Origin of the sequence: Pseudomonas beijingensis, assembly GCF_030687295.1 — a bacterium.
Classification (GTDB): domain Bacteria; phylum Pseudomonadota; class Gammaproteobacteria; order Pseudomonadales; family Pseudomonadaceae; genus Aquipseudomonas; species Aquipseudomonas beijingensis.
The window spans coordinates 291,350-308,753 of sequence record NZ_CP117425.1; the positions used below are offsets into that span (position 1 = coordinate 291,350).

A 17,404-nucleotide genomic window follows, 5' to 3' on the forward strand; every position below is an offset into this window, starting at 1 on the left:
TGGGTAGCAGTGAAGCTGCCTATCTGTGGGAGCAAGGCTTGCCCGCGATGCAGGTGCCGCGGCTGTTCAGGCTGACCGAGTCATCGTTCATCGCGAGCAAGCTTTGCTCCCACAGCTGCCATTACCTCAACAGGTACACCGGAAAGCACTCGCACAAATGCATCACCCGGCGCCGGGTGTTATCCAGGCGTGCGGCGTTGTCCGGCTGTTCCAGCAGGTCGGCGATCAGGTTCGCCACTTCGGCACATTCCGCTTCGCCAAAGCCACGTGTGGTCAGCGCTGGTGTGCCGATGCGAATGCCGCTGGTGATCGCCGGTTTCTGCGGGTCATTGGGGATCGCGTTTTTGTTCAACGTGATATGGGCACTTTCCAGCAGCGCTTCGGCGTCTTTGCCGGTGATATTTCATCGAACGCAGGTCGAGCAGGAACATGTGGCAGTCGGTACCGCCGGACACCACCCGCAAGCCGCGCCGGGTCAGGATGTCGGCCATGACCCGGGCGTTGTCGATCACCCGCTGCTGGTAATGCTTGAACCCGTCGCCCAAGGCTTCGTTGAAGGCCACGGCCTTGGCGGCGATGACATGCATCAGCGGGCCGCCCTGGTACACCGGGAAAATCGTCTTGTCGAGCAGGGCGGCGTATTGCGCCTTGGCCAGGATCAAGCCGCCGCGGGGGCCGCGCAGGGGTCTTGTGGGTGGTGGAGGTGATGAAGTCGGCGATGCCCACCGGCGAGGGGTATACGCCGGCAGCGATCAACCCGGCGTAGTGCGCCATGTCCACCATCAGGTAGGCGCCGATTTCATCGCAGACCTTGCGAAAGCGTTGGAAGTCGATGGTCCGCGAATAGGCCGAGGCCCCGGCGATGATCATCTTCGGCCGGTGTTCCCGGGCCAGGGCTTCCATTTCTTCGTAGTCGAGGGTTTCGGTTTCTGCGTCCAGGCCATAGGAAAAGGCCCGGTAGATTTTACCGGAAAAATTTACCGAGGCGCCGTGGGTCAAGTGGCCGCCGTGGGCCAGGGACATGCCCAGAATCGTGTCACCGGGTTCCAGTACCGCCAGGAAAACCGCCTGATTGGCCTGGGAGCCGGAGTGCGGCTGCACGTTGACGTATTCGCAGTTGAACAGTTTGCGTGCGCGTTCGATGGCCAGGTTCTCGATTTCATCGACGACCTTGCAGCCGCCGTAGTAACGCTTGCCCGGATAGCCTTCGGCGTACTTGTTGGTGAGCACGGAGCCCTGGGCCTGGAGCACCTCTTCGCTGACGTAGTTTTCCGACGCGATCAACTCCAGGTGAGTTTCCTGGCGGTTGCGCTCGCGGTCGATCAGGCGGGCAATGGTGGGGTCGAAATTTTGCAGGCTCATGGTGTGATTCCTTAGATAAGCGCTTCGGCCGGTGACGCAGTCACGTGGTGCGGCAACACCCGTGGCTGGCTTTTGGACGAATCGGATAGAAAAATGGAGGTGTCTTTCAAACCGCTGCCGGTGATCAGGATCACGGCGGTTTGCGGGGTGTCGGGGTGTGTTTGCGCGTACTGGAGCAGGCCGGCGAAGGCGCTGGCGGCGCCGGCTTCCGGAAACACGCCGGTGCTGGCGGCCAATCGGGAGGCGGCGGCGACAATGCTCGGGTCGCTGACGCAAATGAACTCGCCGTCGCTGGCGGTCACCGCACGCATGGCTTTGAGGCGATCACGCGGCAACGCCACGTTGATGCTGCTGGCCAGGCTGGTAGGTGGCACGCGTTCGGTTTGCTGCATCGAGCGATCGTAGCGCCAGGCGCGGTACATGAAGTTGCTGTGTTCGGCCTGCACGCCGATCAGGCGTGGGATGCGTTCGATCCAGCCCAATTGCAGCAAGTCGAAAAAGCCTTTGTAGACCGAACCCAGGATGCAGCCGTTGCCGACGGGCACGAACACCAGGTCCGGCACTTGCCAGTTGAGCTGCTCGCACATTTCGAAGGCGACGGTCTTCTTGCCTTCGCTCATGTACGAGTTGATTCCGGTGGTGCGGTTGTACCAGCCGTGTTTTTCGCAGGCGTTGAGGCATTGTTCGAAGGCTTCGTCGTATTGTCCGTCGACCAGCACGATCTCGGCGCCGTAGCCCTGCATCTGCGCGAGCTTTTCGCGGGGCGCGCTCCTGGGCAGATAGATGACGTTGTGCAAGCCCAGGCTGGCGCTCATCCCGGCCAGTGCCGAAGCGGCATTGCCGGTGCTGGCCACCGCCACGGTGCGGGCACCGGATTGCATGGCGTGGGCCACGGCCAGGGCGCTGGCGCGATCCTTCAATGACCCGGTCGGTTGCCGCGACTCGTCTTTTACGAAGACTTTGATCCGGGCACCTTTGCCGAGCAGTTCCGGGCGCGAGTACAGCGGCGTGTTGCCCACCAGTAATGGTGGAATGAATTGCGTCGAGCTCAACGGCATCAAGCGGTCATAGCGCCACATGCCACGGGCATGGTTATGGGCCAGGCTGTCCCGGGACCATTCGCGCTTGAGCGTCGGGTAATCGTAAAGCGCGTCCAGTGCACCATCGACTTTACAATGAGGGCAGTAGTAGCTGACCTCATGGGGCTGGTAGCTTCGATCGCAAACCAGGCACTGCAATACATACTCTCTGTACGAATTTTTCATGGTCACCCTCTGAAAGTACGCTGTGCTGGTGCTTTCCTTGCCAACGTCGGTCCGGCTCACCGGACCGACGGGCACTCCGCTGACAGAAGGTGTTTCAGATCACCATGATGGCGTCGATGGCGACCAGGGTATGGCGTGCCAGCGCGCTGGCGCCGGCGGTGGTGCGGGCCGGGTAGGGCTTGGTGAAGTACTCCTCCATGACGCGATTGAGGGTCGGGAACTCACTCAGGTCGGTAATGAACGCCGTGACCTTGACCACGTTCGCCAGGGTGCCGCCTGCCGCTTCGGCCATTTGCACCAGGTTGTCGAGGGTCTGGCGCAGTTGGCCTTCAAAATCCTTGGCCAGCACTTCGTTGTTCAGCGCCGAGACCGGGGTCTGTGCCGACAGGTAGATGGTTTGCCCGTGGCTGACCTTGATGCCCTGGGAATAGGTGCCCAGCGGCAGTGGCGCCTTGTCGGTGAAAATGACGTTCTCTTCGCCCAGGAAAGGTTTGGCGGCCGGCTGGATTTGAGCGGTGGTTTGCATGGTGACGTTCCTTGTTAAGTGGATGGGGTTAGTGCAAATCGGCAACCTGCTTGACAGCCAGGCTGGAAAATTCCTCGTCGCGGCAACGGGCCGGGGAAAAGTGCTGGTAGTTGAGTTGCAGCGCCGCCAGGTCGGCCGGCATGGCGATGCCCAGCGCCGCATGACTGCACAGGCGTGCAATGGCGGGTGCGGCCTGGATGCCGTAGCCACCCAGGGCCGCAAGCCAGATAAAGCTCTCTTGCTGCGGGTCCTGGCCGAGCACCGGCGAGCGGTCGGCGACGAAGGTGCGCAGACCGGCCCATTTATTGATGATCGAGCGGGGGCGCAGGCGCGTAGTGTTTTGCAGGCGATCCATGGTGATGGCCAGGTCAAGCTCTTCCGGCAGCGCGTCGCAGGGCAACGACGGGCTTTCATCGCAGGGGGAGACGATCAGTCGCCCAGCTTCAGGCTTGATGAAAATGTCCTCGTCCACCGTGCCCAGGTAGGGCGTGTGGTGCACGTCGCACTGTGGATCGACCGCCAGCACGGTGCGCCGCAACGGTCGGACACCGACTTTGGGCACGCCACAGCGCTCGGCAAACTCATCGGTCCAGGCACCGGCGGCGTTGACCACAATGGCGCTTTGCAGTTGCTGGCCGTCCCGGGTGTGCAAGCGCCAGTACCCGTCGCGACGCTCGCCACGCAGTACTTCGGTCTCGCGCTTGACCACGCCACCACGGGCACGCAGGCCACTCAGGTAAGCGCTATGAATGCCATGCACATCCAGGTCGAAGGCGCTGGGCTCGTAGATCCCGGCGCTCCAGGCGCCTTCGGCGAGGTAGGGGACCAGTTCCTGTACTTGCTTGTCATCAAGCAACTCGGCCGTGGGCACTTGCTCCAGCACGGCGTTGAAACGTGCTTTGAGTTTGTCCACCCGTGCCGCCTGGGCCACGATCAGTGCGCCCCGCGGCGCCCATAGCGGATGCTCGGCCAAGCCCTCGGGCGGGTTCTCGAAAAAGCGTCGGGACGCACAGGTCAGCGAGCGGATCTGCTGGTTGCCGTAGCTTTCCATCGAGATCGCGGCCGAACGCCCCGTGGTGTGGTAGGCCAGTTGCTGTTCCTGTTCGAGCAGGCAGACGCTGCCATGGGTCGCCAGCTCATAAGCGGCTGAGACGCCGGCGATGCCGCCACCGACCACGATGAAGTCGTAACGAGCGATCATGGTCGGCTGCCCTCGGCGATAGCGGCGGCTTTGCTTTCCCGGGTGTAGGTCAGCACGAAGTGCGCCACGAGACCAAAAATCAGCCCCCAGAACGCGGCGGCCAGGCCGAGGAAACTCATGCCCGAGGCCGTCACCAGGAAGGTGATCAGTGCTGCTTCCCGCTGCTTCTCATCCGCCATGGCGCCGGTCAGCCCGGCACTGATCGCGCCAAACAAGGCGAGGCCGGCGAGGGAAGCGATCAATTCTTTTGGCAGGGCGGAAAACACCGAGGCCAGGGTCGCGCCAAAGGTGCCCATCAGAATGTAGAACACCCCGCAGGCTATCCCGGCCATGTAGCGTTTGTCGCGGTCCTCGTGGGCTTCGCGACCAGTGCAGATCGCTGCGGTAATGGCCGCCAGGTTAAAACCGTGGGAACCGAACGGGGCCATCAGGACCGAGCCAATTGCGGTGACTGAAATGATCGAGCGCGCTGGCGTGTTGTAGCCCGAGGTGCGCAACACGGCCATGCCTGGCACGTACTGGCCGGTCAGTGTCACCAGCGCCAGTGGCAGGCCGATGTTGATGATTGCGTGCCAGTTCCATTCAGGGGCGACGAAGACCGGGTGGGCCACGGCGATGGTGATCGAGCTGCTGTTGAGCTCACCGAACGAGGCGGCCACCGCGCAACCGACGATCAGCACCGACAGGATCGCGTAGCGTGGCGAAAAGCGCTTGAAGGCCAGGTACGCCGCGATCATCGCCAGCACCAATGCCGGCTGCAGCTTGATCGACGTGAACAGCTCGGCACCAAAGCGGAACAGGATGCCGGCGAGCATGGCGGCGGCAATGGCCTTGGGCAGGCGGCTCATCAGCTTGTCGAACGCCCCGGACAAACCGACCAGGGCGATGATCACCGATGCCACTACATAGGCACCAATGGCTTGGGGCAGGGTCACGGTAGGCAGCATCGACACCAGCAACGCCGCCCCCGGTGTCGACCACGCGGTGATGACGGGGGCACGCAGGCGCCAGCTCAGGAGCAGGCCGGTAATCCCACTGCCGATGGAAATGGCCCAGATCCACGAAGACACCACGTCATCGGGCAGGTGCGCTTCCTTGGCTGCCTGGAACACGATGATGAGCGGGCCGGCGTAGGAAATGATCACGGCGATGAAGCCCGCGATGATCGCTGACAGGGATAGATCCTTTCTGAGTGTGTCCATGATGTCTCGACTTGGCGCGGCAGGAGCGCGCAGTGGATGATTGAGTCGATTGCTTCGATTCGGAATCAGTGTATTTGAATGGATTGAGTTGATTCAATAGGTGGCGGGATTGTTACGAGATATTTTTCTGCTATTACGGAGCATTTTTAGGATATTTGATGGTTAATATATTGATTTTTATAATTATTATTTGTTGTAAGATTTCTTGAATCCACATTGATAAACAATTCAAAAATCGTATCAATCGACTCAATGAATCGTATGTGTCGAATTATTAGTTGCCTAACCTCCATGTGATATGCTCGGATATTCATCATTTCTACGATGGGCAGTGATCATTCATGTGGGTTCCCCAGCTAAGCGAGTTCAGCCAGCCGATGTATTTGTCGATTGCCGATGCGTTGGCGCGCGATATCAACAACGGCGTGCTGAACGAGGGCGATCGCTTGCCGACCTTGCGGGAGCTGGCCACCACCTTGAATGTCACGCCAGGCACCATCAGCCGTGCCTATAGCGAAGCCCATCGGCGTCGGTTGGTGCAGGGAGAAGTGGGGCGTGGCACTTATGTGCTCAACCAGAAGCAGCTGGAACTGCCGGCCAGCAACAGCGCCGCCGCGCCGCTGAACCTGGGGCAATCCGAACTGCTCGACCTTTCGATCATCAAGCCCTACAGCGAGACCCTGGAGTACTGGTTGCGCGGCGCGCTGGTGGGCATGGCGAAAAGCACCGACTTCGCGCGCGCGCTGGATTACGCGCCGGACGGCGGTCACCCGGCCCATCGTGAGGCGGGGGCGCAATGGTTGCGTCATTCATTGCCCGACGCGCAATGGCAGCAAGTGGTGATTACCGCCGGGGCCCAGCACGGCTTGATGGTTGCGATGAGCGCCCTGACCAACGCCGGTGACCTGGTGCTTTGCGAGGCGCTCTGCTACCCCGGTATCATTTCCCTGGCTCACGGCCTTGAGCGTCGCCTGCGCGGCGTGCCGATGGATGACGAAGGCATCATCCCTGAAGCCTTGCGCGAACTGTGCCTGCGAGAGAAGCCGGCGATGCTGGTGTGCGTGGCGACCTGCCAGAACCCGACGGCGGCGATCATGTCGCAGAAACGTCGGGCCCAGATTGCCGCGCTGGCCGAGGAATTCGACTTCATCATCCTGGACGATGACATCTATGGCTTCCTGGCTACCGATCCGTCGATCAAGCCGTTGTCGGCCTTTGCGCCGGATCGTTCGGTGTACCTGACCAGCCTGTCGAAGTCAGTCATGCCGGCGCTTCGCATCGGTTATATCTACAGTCCACCGAAATTGCTGTCACGCCTGACTTCGATGGTCCGCAGCAGTGTCTGGATGCCGTCGCCGTTGACTGCGCAACTGGCCAGCAATGTGATTACCGAAGGCCTGGACAAGAAACTGATCCGCATCCAGCGCAACGAGGCGGCGGGGCGACAAGCGATCGCCCGGGAAATTTTCGCCAATTTCGAGCTCAAGACCCAGCCGTATTCCTATCACGTCTGGTTGACGCTGCCCGAGCCATGGACCAGCGACGAATTCACCATGCTCGCCCGGGCCAACGGCGTATTGGTGCTCAGCGGCACCCAGTTCCAGGCCGAGCGTTCAGGGACCACCCGGTGCGTGCGGTTGGTATTGATGTCGCCCACCAGCCAGGACGAACTGCGCTTCGCCCTGACCAAGCTGGCGAGCCTGATCGATTCGGACCCACGTCGTTATTATTGAAAAAAAAGATCGCAGCCTTCGGCAGCTCCTACGCGGTGTAGGCGCTGCCGAAGGCTGCGATCTTTTTGGTTACTCGTCCGACGGGTTGAGCAGTTCGGACAAGGCGTCCGGCTGGCTCTTGAATGCCTTGGCGAACACATCCCGATTCTTCGCCATGTAGATCCCGGCTTCCTCGACCTGTTGCTCGCTCAGCGATGGAACGGCTTTTTGCAACACTTCAGCCAGCAATTCGGCGAGTTCCAGCATTTTGTCATGACGGTCAGCTTCGGCTTTATCCATGAACAAGCGCTCCAGATCTCGGCTGCTGCGGTATACCACTTCGACGGCCATTCACCACCTCACATGCCTTCACATTGGTTTGTCTTTGCGGCTACTGTATTTATATACAGGCAAAAGAATAAGCGAATCCTGTTGCTTTGGATAGTGGCTTTTTAATGTAGACCGATTTCGGCATGTGAGCGCGAAGCTAATGTGGGCAAAGCTTGTGTGGGAGCAAAGCTTGCTCGCGATCCGGCCGCATGAAGCCCCAAAAGTGCCGCATACCAGCCTATCGCCATCTCACCCTCAGTCGCTGGCCTTTTTTCTGCATGCAGAACAACCGTCACGTCCAACCCGCATCATCCGGTCGAGTCGACCTAAGGAAACTACATCGTGAAAATCAACTGGGCCGAGAATCTGCGGCAGAACGTCCATCAACTGGCCGAGTCCCTGGGAAACCTGTTCGTCGAGACCTTCCACTACCTGGCGCTGTTCGCCATCGGTGCGGTGACCGCGTGGGCCGCGGTGATGGAGTTCTTGCAGATGCTCGAGGCGGGGCACATCAAGATCGATGACATCCTGCTGCTGTTCATCTACCTGGAATTGGGGGCGATGGTCGGGATCTACTTCAAAACCAACCACATGCCGGTGCGGTTTCTGATCTACGTGGCGATCACTGCGCTGACGCGGCTGTTGATTTCCAACGTTTCCCACCACAGCCCGCCCGACCTGGGGATCATCTACCTGTGCGGTGGCATCCTGCTGCTGGCGTTTTCGATCCTGGTGGTGCGCTATGCGTCGTCGCAGTTCCCCTCGGTGAAGATCGAGCACCCGCACCGCAAGGTCGGCGCGGGTTCAAGCGAACATGCCGAAGTGGAGAAAGGCGAGATTTAAAGGCCAGCGGCAGAAGGTGCCACACCCTGTGCATGCGGTGGCGGCAACTTGATGTTGTCGCCGCCGGTCATGGCTTCGAGGATGGCCACAGCGCTGTGGCCCTGCTCGATGGCGATGCCGAACTGAATGCTTTGCACCAGGCGCTTGAGCCGCTCCGGGTCGTTGCGTTGCTGGGCGCTGATCATGCGTTTGGCGACGATGCGCCCGCTCTTGGACAGGGTCAGCATGATGCTGCCATCCAGGCCCTGGATACTCAGGTTGATCTGATAGTGCGGCGCAAAAGCGTCGGTAATGATCTGAAAAGGGTTGTCCATGATGCGTCACCGCCTGATTGAACGTGCAGTTGTTGACCGGCCGTGATCGGGATTAGTTCGCAACACCGGACCATCGGCCATTCCATGATCGTGTTCATCTCGAGATTCCTGGGACCAGGCAGACTTCAAAAATCAAAGATCGCAGCCTGCGGCAGCTCCTACAGGGAGTTAGCAAGTGGCATGCCGGAAAAACCGTCGGACAATGATCCCGGTGCCCAAGCGCCGAACGCTCTGGAATGCGGCTGCCCGTTTCGGGGCAATAACGTGCGGATGTTCGTTGACGGTGCAGGAGGGGAGGCAATTTGCGGAGGGTGGGCAGGGCGGGGCAACTCCCGACATTAACAGTGCTTTTGCCCGTTGTCCGGCTTTATTTGCATATGAATATTTATCTTTTCCCAGGGGTTGAATTGTTCCTCCGCCAGCCCGACTCTGTATTCAAGGGGTCGTTGCATCAACGTCGACGGCCCCCGGCGAGCTAGCTGAAATAAGGGATGAACTATGCAAATCCAAGTCAACAGCGATAACCATATTCAAAGCAGCATCCGACTGGAGGAGTGGGTACGTACTACCATCGAAAGCACGCTCGAACGTTACGAAGAGGACCTGACACGGGTCGAGGTTCATCTGCGGGACGAGAACGGCGACAAGCCGGGTCCTCATGACCTGCGTTGCCAGCTTGAAGCACGGCCAAAGGGCCATCAGCCGATTTCCGTGACCCACAAGGCCGATTCGCTGGAACTGGCGATCGAAGGCGCGGCCACCAAACTTGAAAATGCCCTGGAGCATTTGTTCGGCAAACTGCGCGGCAAGCGTGCCGTGACCAACGGTCCGACCGACTCGATGGCCGTGGCTGATGCCATGCTGGAAGAAGAATTCCTGGAGAACGAACGGGCCTCGCTTCACGGCTGAAGCCTTGTTCATTTCAATTCCTACCGAAAAAAAACGGGCCTGCAATTGCAGGCCCGTTTTGCTTTTGTATGTGACCCGTTTATCTGGTGAAGAGCAATCAATGTGGGAGCGAGCCTGCTCGCGATAGCGGTGGGTCGGCTTGCATGGATGTTGAGTGTGCTGGCGTCATCGCGAGCAAGCTCGCTCCCACACTGGATCTTCAGTGGATTGAATTTTATGTTCAGCACAGAACCCCTGTGGGAGCGAGCTTGCTCGCGATAGCGGTGGGTCGGCTTGCATGGATGTTGAATGTGCCGGCGTCATCGCGAGCAAGCTCGCTCCCACACTGGATCTTCAGTGGATGAATTTTATGTTCAGCACAGAACCCCTGTGGGAGCGAGCTTGCTCGCGATGGCGATAGCCGGGGCTAGCGCAAAAACGCCTGCCGATACTCTCCGGGCGTCGCGCCCAGGGCCTGGCGAAAACGATGGGTGAAGTGACTGGCGCTGGCAAATCCGCAGGCCAGTGCCACGTCGCCCAACGGTTGCGAAGTGCTACGCAACAGATGCCGCGCCAGGGCAAGCCGTCGTGCCAGCACATATTGATGCGGCGGCAGCCCGAAGCTTTCGCGAAACATCCGCGCGAAGTGGTATTCGGACAATGCACACAGTGCCGCCAGTTGCCCGAGGCTAATGGCCTCGGCCAAGTGGCTGTCGACGTAATCCACCAGCAACCGCCGCTGGTGAGCCGCCAGGCCGCCCTTGAGGCGAAGCCCCTGGCGCTGGCCGACCTGGCTGAGCAGCAGGTGGTTGAGCAGGTCATGGGCCAGGCTGGTGGTCAGCAGGCGTTCAGCGGGTTCGTCCCAGTTCAGCGCGATCAACTGGCGAAAGCGTTGTGCCTGTTGCGGGTCGTCGAGAAAGGTCTCCTCGTGCAGTTGCACCTGCCGGGGCTCGCGGTCCAGCAACGTGATGCAACCCAGGGCGAATTGTTCAGGGCTGAAATACAGGTGGGCAAGGCGAATGTCGCCGTTGATGACCCAGGCCGATTCATGCCCGGCGGGCAGTACGCAGAGTTTGCCCGGCGCCCCCGTGGTATCGGGTCGCTCGCGGCGAAACGTACCGGTGCCGCCGGCGATGTAGCAGGACAACGTATGGTGAGTCGGCCCCTCATAGTCCTGGGCGTCGTGATGATTGCTCCACAAAGCGGCCGCCAAGCCGTCTCCGAGCTCGGCGCTGTGCTCCAGGCGAGCGTTGGGCGAGCTGTTGAGGGCTTGAAAGACTTGCAGGCTTTGCAGTGTGGACATGATTGGTTCTCCAACGCTTGCATCCTACTCCGTAGACCGCTCCCTGCCAGCCCATCGCTCATAAAAACCGCAAGTTTACGCAAGCGACGGACAAGCATCGGCATGACACTGGGAGCCATTGCCAGGAGTCGCCGTCATGAACCTCTCGTTGTACCTGCTTACCGTGCTCATCTGGGGCACCACTTGGATTGCCCTGAAATTGCAACTGGGTGTGGTCGCCATCCCGGTTTCGATCGTTTATCGCTTTGGCCTTGCGGCGTTGATCCTGTTTGCGATGCTCTTGCTCCGCCGGCGCTTGCAGGTGATGAACCGGCGCGGCCATTTGATTTGCGTTGCCCAGGGCCTGTGTCTGTTCTGCATCAACTTCATGTGCTTCCTGACCGCCAGCCAATGGATTCCCAGTGGCTTGGTCGCCGTGGTGTTTTCCACCGCCACGCTCTGGAACGCCTTCAATGCTCGCGTGTTCTTCGGTCAGCGGATTGCACGTAACGTACTGTTGGGTGGCGCCCTGGGGCTTTCGGGGTTGGCGCTGCTGTTCTGGCCGGAACTGGCCGGCCACAGCGCGAGTCCGCAAACTTTGCTTGGCTTGGCGCTGGCGCTGTTGGGGACGTTGTGTTTCTCGGCAGGCAACATGCTGTCGAGCCTGCAACAGAAAGCCGGCCTCAAGCCGCTGACCACCAATGCCTGGGGCATGGCTTATGGCGCAGCGATGTTGGCGGTGTGGTGTGCGGTCAAAGGCATCCCGTTCGACATGGAATGGAACACGCGCTACATCGGCTCGTTGTTGTACCTGGTGATCCCGGGTTCGGTGATCGGCTTCACCGCCTACCTGACACTGGTGGGGCGCATGGGGCCGGAGCGGGCGGCGTATTGCACCGTATTGTTCCCGGTGGTGGCGTTGAATGTCTCGGCGTTTGTCGAGGGCTACCAGTGGACGGCGCCGGCATTGGTGGGGTTGGTGCTGGTGATGCTGGGGAACGTACTGGTGTTTCGCAAGCCCCGGCCAGTGGCAGCGAAAGTCGCGCTGGGTGCTCGCTGAGACACAACGTCTAGCGAACCCCCGTGGCGAGGGAGCAAGCTCCCTCCCCACGGCGTATTTCTCGTGGTATCTGCGGGTTATTTCCAGGCTTGCGGGTTGACCAGGTTCTGCGGTCGCTCGCCCAACAAGGCACTGCGCAAGTTATCCACAGCAAGATTGGCCATGGCCTCACGGGTTTCGTGGGTGGCGGAACCGATATGGGGCAGTGTGACGGCGTTTTTCAGCTGGAACAGCGGCGATTCGGCCAGTGGCTCTTTCTCGTAGACATCCAGCCCGGCACCGCGGATGCGGTTGTTTTGCAGGGCTTCGATCAGCGCTGGTTCGTCTACCACAGGGCCACGGGAAATGTTGACCAGGATGGCGCTTGACTTCATCAGGCCCAGTTCACGTTGACCGATCAGGTGGCGGGTTTTCTCGCTCAACGGCACAACGAGGCAGACGAAGTCGGCTTCGGCCAGCAACTGGTCCAATTCTCGGAATTGTGCGCCCAACTGGTTTTCCAGCTCGGTCTTGCGGCTGTTGCCGCTGTAGAGGATCGGCATGTTGAACCCCAGCCGGCCACGTCGGGCAATGGCTGCGCCGATGTTGCCCATGCCGACGATGCCCAGGGTCTTGCCATGCACGTCGCTGCCGAACAACTGCGGGCCAACCGTCGCTTGCCATTGCCCGGCCTTGGTCCAGGCGTCCAGCTCGGCCACGCGCCGGGCGCTGCTCATCAGCAGGGCGAAGGCCAGGTCGGCGGTGCTTTCGGTGAGTACGTCCGGGGTGTTGGTGAGCATGATCCCGCGTTCATTGAAGTAGGCTAGGTCATAGTTGTCGTAGCCCACCGACACGCTGGAGACCACTTGCAGGTTCGTGGCGTTCTGCAGTTGTTCGCGGCCGAGCTTGCGACCGACACCGATCAGCCCGTGGACGTGGGGCAAGGCTTCGTTGAACTGCGCGTTGATGTCGCCGTTCGACGGGTTGGGCACGATCACGTCGAAGTCCTGGCGCAAGCGTTCGATCATGGGCGGCGTGATACGGCTGAAGGCAAGTACGGTTTTTTTCATCGTGCAAGGCTCATCTGCAGGGAATACCAAGCACGCTAACATTCCTGGCGCGGGTTAGGCGAGAGGGGAGAGTGTAATCGCAGCGCCGCCAGTCTCCTGTGGGAGCGAGCTTGCTCGCGATAGCGGTATGCCAATCAATTGAGAGTGACAGGGCTGGCGCCATCGCGAGCAAGCTCGCTCCCACAGGGGGATCTTTACAAGCTCAGGCGGCCCGCAAGGAAATGAAAGCGTAGTTGACCGGCGCTTCGCTGACAACGCTTGCTCCACTGGCCGTTACTTGGCTGGCAATGTCATCACCGGACAGATGGAACTGCCATTCACCCGCCTCTTGGTCCACCGGCTGCGAGCGAGCCTGATCGATAGCGGCGGCAAACGCAGCCATGTTCGGCAGGTAGGCCGTGAATCCGTCGCCCTTCAACGCTGTCGTGTGGATGCCCAGGGACACGCAAATGCGTTCCTTGATGGCGATTTCCTCACGATCGGCCTGGCGTGAACGCTCGATCAGCCGGGCCAGGTCCTGGTCCACCAGTTCACCGCCGACGATCAACTGCGGCCCCGTTTCCCATGACTCCGGGGGACAATCCTTGGCGGCGGTATTGAGCGGGATGTGGGGGTTGATTTCCATGGGGTAGATGCGGCAGACCAAGGGCCTGCGCTCGTAGATGCGGCACAGGTTGTCAGCGTCCAGATTATGGCAAGGGCCGGGGTTATAAGCGGCGAAGGTGATCGCCACGAGGGCCTCGCAATTGCCGCTACGGACCACCGCCGAACGGCGTTCGGCGTGTTCGCGTTGCGCCACCGGCAGACCGAGACCATTGGCCAGGAAGGCCTCGACCAGGACAATCACCTGGCCGTCGTCATTCGCCCACATCCTGGCTTCGTCGAGCGTCAGGGGAACGTGATGACCCGTGCAGCATTTACCGCACCCTACGCAGGAAAACGTTGTGTTCATTGATCGACCGAAGGCAATAGGCTGAAAGCGGCGACAGAAAAACGCCGCGATAAGCCGTGCGAAGCAAGTTATGCGCCATTCATCGAGGGGCGTCGGTCGGACGGATCGAGTCCCATTCGGTCACGAAGGCGGTCCTGGTTTTCTTGCGGTAGAGGCATAGCTCGGTGCCCGTCGCTCCCTTCATGTGTTTCTGCGGGTACTGGCCTTGCAGCAACAAAGCGGTGTAGCCCACCCGGTCGTCGAATTGCGCGGCGGTGCCGACGGGTTTGGGATCTTTCAGGCCGCTGGCCTTGAGGCAACTGGCGAGCACTTTTTTGTCGTAGGCGGCCCAGGCGTCGGGGCTGGAAGCCTGGGCCTGAAAGGCCATGGCGGCAGTGAGGCCGAGGAGGATCAGCGTAGGGGTTTTCATCAACAATGTCCTTGTTCAGGGGAATCAGGGCAGGAGTATGCCTGAGGTCAGGACAGTGTTCAGAGGCCGCGAAGATCGCAGCCTCGTTGAGCTTGGCCCGCATCGACGCGGATAGAGTTCAGCGACCTTGTTCAGCGACGGCCTTGGCCGCTGTGATCAGGCACTTGGTCAATTCGGGCGACGAGAACTTGGTGAGCACCCCGTTGGCGCCCGCCAGTCGCGCTTTCTCACTGTTCATGGCGCTGTCGAGGGAAGTGTGCAGCAACACGTAGAGGTGAGCGAAGTCCGGCGTTTCGCGCAGGGTCCGGGTGAGGGCGTAGCCGTCCATTTCCGACATTTCGATATCGGAAACGATCAGGTTGATCTCCTGCGCAGTACCTTGCAGCTCCAGCAGGCAATCGATGGCTTCCTTGGCGCTGCGGGCGGTGTGGCATTGCAGGCCCAGGTTACGCAGGGTGTGCACCGATTGCTGCAATGCCACCTGGCTGTCATCGACCACCAGGATCCGGGCGTTGCCCAGGACTTCGGCATCTTCCATGCTCAGTTCGGTCGGTGCGGTTTCGATCTGCGCCGGTGCGATGCCATGGATGACCTTTTCGATATCCAATACCTGCACCAGCGTGCCGTCCACCGAGGTCACGCCGGTGATGAACGCGCGCACACCGCCGGAACCGTAGGGCGGCGGTTTGATGTCGGTGGTCAGGCAATGCACGATCTTGCTCACCGCCTGTACATGCAGACCCTGTTTGGAGCGGCTCACGTCGGTGACGATCAGGCAGCCGCCGTCCGGGTCTTCCAGCGGCCGCTCGCCAATGGCGCGGCTCAGGTCGATCACCGACAACGATGTTCCGCGCAGGGTGGCGATGCCTTTGACGTGTGGATGGGACTCCGGCAGCTTGGTCAGCGGTGGGCAGGGAATGATTTCACTGACCTTGAGCAGGTTGATCGCCATCAGCTTGCCGCTGCGCAAGGTAAACAGCAGAAGCGAAAGTGAATCTGCGCGGGCTTTGTTGGAAGACATAAAAACCTTCTGTGGAAAAAGGTGGGGCGAGCAAAGAGATCGCCAGAACAGCTTGTGATATCGGGTTATCGACTTGTCGGGGGCAGGCTTTAGGGCGAAAGCCATCGGCGACCCAAATCACTCGATCAACCTCCTTTGAATGTGCGAACCGTGGCGAGGGGATTTATCTGTGGCGAGGGGATTTATCCCCGTTGGGTTGCGTAGCAACCCCAGAGCGGTCGAGCGCGTTCGGTCTGATACTCGCAGGCGAAAGGTTTCAGGACTGCTGCGCAGCCCAGCGGGGATAAATCCCCTCGCCACAGGTTTCTATTTCAGCCCCAACCTGCGGGCCATCCGCCCCAGGTTCGCCCGGTCCAGACCCAGCTCCCGGGCGGCGCTGGCCCAGTTGTGCTGGTGACGTTCCAGGCAGGCGGCGATCAAATTGCGTTGGAATTGGTCCACCGCTTCGCGCAAGTCCCCCGTCACGCCGGACAGGGCCGGTGCCGGGCCGGTGGACGATGGTGCAGGGTTATCCACAGGCGCCTGGGGCAAATCCAGGTCCTGGGCGCTGAGGCTGAGGATTTTCGGGCGCGTCGGGCACCGGCCCAAGGCCTTCAGGGCACTGCGACCGATCAGGTGTTCCAGTTCGCGTACGTTGCCCGGCCAGTCGTAGGCCAGCAATGCGGCCTGGGCGTCGCTGGTCAGGCGCAGGCTGCCCAGGCCCATGCGCGAACGATTCTGTTCCAGGAAGAAGCCGCTGAGCAGCAACACGTCCCGTCCACGCTCGCGCAGCGCCGGCACCTGCAACGGGTACACACTCAGGCGATGGTAGAAGTCGGCCCGATAATGGCCGTTGCGCACTTCGTCGGCGAGGTCGCGATTGGTGGCCGCGATCAGGCGCACATCGACCCGATGCTCCTTGTCCGAACCCAGGCGCTGCAGTTGGCCGCTTTGCAACACCCGCAGCAACTTGGCCTGGACGGTCAGGGACAACTCACCCACCTCGTCGAGGAACAAGGTGCCGCCGTCGGCCAGTTCGAACTTGCCGCGCCGGTCGTTCGTGGCCCCGGTGAAGGCGCCTCGTACATGGCCGAAGAGTTCGCTTTCCACCAGCGTATCCGGCAGGGCGGCGCAGTTGAGGCTGATGAGCGGTTGCCCGACGCGTTTCGACGCGGCATGGATGGCCTGGGCAACCAGCTCCTTGCCCACGCCGGTTTCGCCGGTAATCAATACCGTCAGGTCGCTGCCGCCCACCAGCGTGATCTCTTCCACCAGGCGCTTGTGGGCCTTGCTCTGGCCAACCATGTCGCGGTGTTGCTGGCCGCTGGCTTGGCGATAGACCTCGGCGCGGCGGTGTTCGTCCTCGGCCTTCAAGGCCAGGCGCTCGATGCGTTCGGCGGCGCTGACCGTGGCGGCAGCAAGGCTGGCGAAGGCTTGCAGGGCGCTCAGGTCGATGGGCTCGAAGCGCTCCGGATCCAGAGAGTCCAGGGTTAGCAGGCCCCAGGGGCGCTCGTCGACGAACAGCGGGCAGCCCATGCAGTCGTGGACTTCCAGGTGCTCGGCCAGCCCCTCGACCAGCCCGTCGTACGGATCGGGCAGTCCGCTGTCGGCGGCGAAGCGGGTGGGCTGCGGGTTGGCCAGCAGCGCTTCGAAGCGTGGGTGCTCGCTGACGCGGAATCTCCGGCCCAGTGTATCGGTGCTCAAGCCATCCACGGCGAGCGGCACCAGGCAGTCGCCGTCCAGGCGCAACAACGCCGCCGCATCGCAAGGCAGCAGGGCGCGCAAAGTGCCGAGCAGGCGTCGATAACGTTCGCCCTCAGGCAGTTCACGGGACAAGTCGGCCACCAGCGGCAGCAGCGAGGTGAGCAGGGCAGTTGCGGTCATAATGACTCCATGTAGTCATAGCGACTATAAAACGGGTCGTGTCGATATGACTACATTGTTTTTAACTTGCTGATATTAAAGATAAAAATTTATGGCACGGAAACTGATATGAATTACACAACTGT

Annotated in this window: 16 protein-coding genes and 1 pseudogene; 4 read left to right on the top strand and 13 right to left on the bottom strand. The window is 60.8% G+C overall.

The features are described 5' to 3' along the window. Nucleotides 1-121 precede the first annotated feature (121 nt). The 5 genes and pseudogenes from glyA to PSH84_RS01400 form a co-directional block, all read right to left on the bottom strand. Nucleotides 122-1,362, bottom strand: a pseudogene (gene glyA / locus PSH84_RS01380) (serine hydroxymethyltransferase). Between the two features lie 11 nt (nt 1,363-1,373). Then, nucleotides 1,374-2,627, bottom strand: a complete 1,254-nt coding sequence (gene thrC, locus PSH84_RS01385; protein WP_122567051.1) for a threonine synthase — start codon at nt 2,625-2,627, stop codon at nt 1,374-1,376. A gap of 94 nt (nt 2,628-2,721) precedes the next feature. Continuing rightward, nucleotides 2,722-3,153, bottom strand: a complete 432-nt coding sequence (locus tag PSH84_RS01390) for a Rid family detoxifying hydrolase (protein WP_122567050.1) — start codon at nt 3,151-3,153, stop codon at nt 2,722-2,724. Between the two features lie 28 nt (nt 3,154-3,181). Next, complete coding sequence (locus PSH84_RS01395) at nt 3,182-4,354, bottom strand: NAD(P)/FAD-dependent oxidoreductase (protein ID WP_305482185.1); 1,173 nt, start codon at nt 4,352-4,354, stop codon at nt 3,182-3,184. Further along, a complete protein-coding gene (locus PSH84_RS01400) occupies nt 4,351-5,556 on the bottom strand; it encodes a benzoate/H(+) symporter BenE family transporter (RefSeq protein WP_122567048.1) in 1,206 nt (401 codons plus the stop codon). Before PSH84_RS01400 ends, PSH84_RS01395 begins: the two co-directional genes overlap by 4 nt. 341 nt (nt 5,557-5,897) lie before the next feature. Between PSH84_RS01400 and PSH84_RS01405 the strand changes: the two genes are divergently transcribed. Then, a complete protein-coding gene (locus PSH84_RS01405) occupies nt 5,898-7,289 on the top strand; it encodes an aminotransferase-like domain-containing protein (protein ID WP_060740717.1) in 1,392 nt (463 codons plus the stop codon). Nucleotides 7,290-7,358: 69 nt separating this feature from the next. Here PSH84_RS01405 and PSH84_RS01410 read toward each other — a convergent pair whose 3' ends face one another. Beyond that, the gene (locus tag PSH84_RS01410) at nt 7,359-7,619 is read right to left on the bottom strand and encodes a YebG family protein (RefSeq protein WP_003205410.1); all 261 of its coding nucleotides are present in this window, start codon (nt 7,617-7,619) and stop codon (nt 7,359-7,361) included. Nucleotides 7,620-7,940: 321 nt separating this feature from the next. On the opposite strand from PSH84_RS01410, the gene PSH84_RS01415 reads away from it, so the two are divergent. Next, entirely contained in the window at nt 7,941-8,441 is a 501-nt protein-coding gene (locus PSH84_RS01415; RefSeq protein ID WP_053125067.1) for a phosphate-starvation-inducible protein PsiE, read from the top strand. On the opposite strand, the gene PSH84_RS01420 is transcribed toward PSH84_RS01415, so the two are convergent. Next, entirely contained in the window at nt 8,438-8,755 is a 318-nt protein-coding gene (locus PSH84_RS01420) for a DUF3509 domain-containing protein (RefSeq protein ID WP_122567047.1), read from the bottom strand. The genes PSH84_RS01415 and PSH84_RS01420 overlap by 4 nt on opposite strands. A gap of 498 nt (nt 8,756-9,253) precedes the next feature. Between PSH84_RS01420 and PSH84_RS01425 the strand changes: the two genes are divergently transcribed. Further along, a complete protein-coding gene (locus PSH84_RS01425; RefSeq protein WP_122567046.1) occupies nt 9,254-9,664 on the top strand; it encodes an HPF/RaiA family ribosome-associated protein in 411 nt (136 codons plus the stop codon). Between the two features lie 406 nt (nt 9,665-10,070). Here the strand turns inward: PSH84_RS01425 and PSH84_RS01430 are convergent, their stop codons facing one another. Further along, a complete protein-coding gene (locus PSH84_RS01430) occupies nt 10,071-10,946 on the bottom strand; it encodes a helix-turn-helix domain-containing protein (RefSeq protein WP_305482187.1) in 876 nt (291 codons plus the stop codon). 136 nt (nt 10,947-11,082) lie between these two features. On the opposite strand from PSH84_RS01430, the gene PSH84_RS01435 reads away from it, so the two are divergent. Then, nucleotides 11,083-11,985, top strand: a complete 903-nt coding sequence (locus PSH84_RS01435) for a DMT family transporter (RefSeq protein WP_305482188.1) — start codon at nt 11,083-11,085, stop codon at nt 11,983-11,985. Between the two features lie 77 nt (nt 11,986-12,062). Here PSH84_RS01435 and PSH84_RS01440 read toward each other — a convergent pair whose 3' ends face one another. The 5 genes from PSH84_RS01440 to norR all read right to left on the bottom strand — a co-directional run bounded on the left by PSH84_RS01440 (nt 12,063) and on the right by norR (nt 17,279). After that, complete coding sequence (locus PSH84_RS01440) at nt 12,063-13,034, bottom strand: 2-hydroxyacid dehydrogenase (protein WP_305482190.1); 972 nt, start codon at nt 13,032-13,034, stop codon at nt 12,063-12,065. A gap of 202 nt (nt 13,035-13,236) precedes the next feature. After that, nucleotides 13,237-13,986, bottom strand: a complete 750-nt coding sequence (locus tag PSH84_RS01445; RefSeq protein ID WP_122567041.1) for a YkgJ family cysteine cluster protein — start codon at nt 13,984-13,986, stop codon at nt 13,237-13,239. A 79-nt stretch (nt 13,987-14,065) separates the two neighbouring features. Further along, the gene (locus tag PSH84_RS01450; RefSeq protein WP_122567040.1) at nt 14,066-14,395 is read right to left on the bottom strand and encodes a hypothetical protein; all 330 of its coding nucleotides are present in this window, start codon (nt 14,393-14,395) and stop codon (nt 14,066-14,068) included. A gap of 118 nt (nt 14,396-14,513) precedes the next feature. Next, nucleotides 14,514-15,416, bottom strand: a complete 903-nt coding sequence (locus PSH84_RS01455) for a chemotaxis protein CheV (RefSeq protein WP_030139917.1) — start codon at nt 15,414-15,416, stop codon at nt 14,514-14,516. A 306-nt stretch (nt 15,417-15,722) separates the two neighbouring features. Then, nucleotides 15,723-17,279: a nitric oxide reductase transcriptional regulator NorR gene (gene norR / locus PSH84_RS01460; RefSeq protein ID WP_305468383.1), complete on the bottom strand. Its 1,557-nt coding sequence runs from the start codon at nt 17,277-17,279 to the stop codon at nt 15,723-15,725. Nucleotides 17,280-17,404: the final 125 nt, after the last annotated feature.

Excerpts from the sequence above, each read along its gene's own strand:
- PSH84_RS01445 (WP_122567041.1), bottom strand. The coding sequence starts at position 13,986 with ATGAACACAACGTTTTCCTGCGTAGGGTGCGGTAAATGCTGCACGGGT.
- PSH84_RS01450 (WP_122567040.1), bottom strand. The coding sequence starts at position 14,395 with ATGAAAACCCCTACGCTGATCCTCCTCGGCCTCACTGCCGCCATGGCC.
- PSH84_RS01425 (WP_122567046.1), top strand. The coding sequence starts at position 9,254 with ATGCAAATCCAAGTCAACAGCGATAACCATATTCAAAGCAGCATCCGA.
- thrC (WP_122567051.1), bottom strand. The coding sequence starts at position 2,627 with ATGAAAAATTCGTACAGAGAGTATGTATTGCAGTGCCTGGTTTGCGAT.
- PSH84_RS01405 (WP_060740717.1), top strand. The coding sequence starts at position 5,898 with ATGTGGGTTCCCCAGCTAAGCGAGTTCAGCCAGCCGATGTATTTGTCG.
- PSH84_RS01390 (WP_122567050.1), bottom strand. The coding sequence starts at position 3,153 with ATGCAAACCACCGCTCAAATCCAGCCGGCCGCCAAACCTTTCCTGGGC.
- PSH84_RS01430 (WP_305482187.1), bottom strand. The coding sequence starts at position 10,946 with ATGTCCACACTGCAAAGCCTGCAAGTCTTTCAAGCCCTCAACAGCTCG.
- norR (WP_305468383.1), bottom strand. The coding sequence starts at position 17,279 with ATGACCGCAACTGCCCTGCTCACCTCGCTGCTGCCGCTGGTGGCCGAC.
- PSH84_RS01395 (WP_305482185.1), bottom strand. The coding sequence starts at position 4,354 with ATGATCGCTCGTTACGACTTCATCGTGGTCGGTGGCGGCATCGCCGGC.
- PSH84_RS01420 (WP_122567047.1), bottom strand. The coding sequence starts at position 8,755 with ATGGACAACCCTTTTCAGATCATTACCGACGCTTTTGCGCCGCACTAT.
- PSH84_RS01440 (WP_305482190.1), bottom strand. The coding sequence starts at position 13,034 with ATGAAAAAAACCGTACTTGCCTTCAGCCGTATCACGCCGCCCATGATC.
- PSH84_RS01400 (WP_122567048.1), bottom strand. The coding sequence starts at position 5,556 with ATGGACACACTCAGAAAGGATCTATCCCTGTCAGCGATCATCGCGGGC.
- PSH84_RS01455 (WP_030139917.1), bottom strand. The coding sequence starts at position 15,416 with ATGTCTTCCAACAAAGCCCGCGCAGATTCACTTTCGCTTCTGCTGTTT.
- PSH84_RS01410 (WP_003205410.1), bottom strand. The coding sequence starts at position 7,619 with ATGGCCGTCGAAGTGGTATACCGCAGCAGCCGAGATCTGGAGCGCTTG.
- PSH84_RS01435 (WP_305482188.1), top strand. The coding sequence starts at position 11,083 with ATGAACCTCTCGTTGTACCTGCTTACCGTGCTCATCTGGGGCACCACT.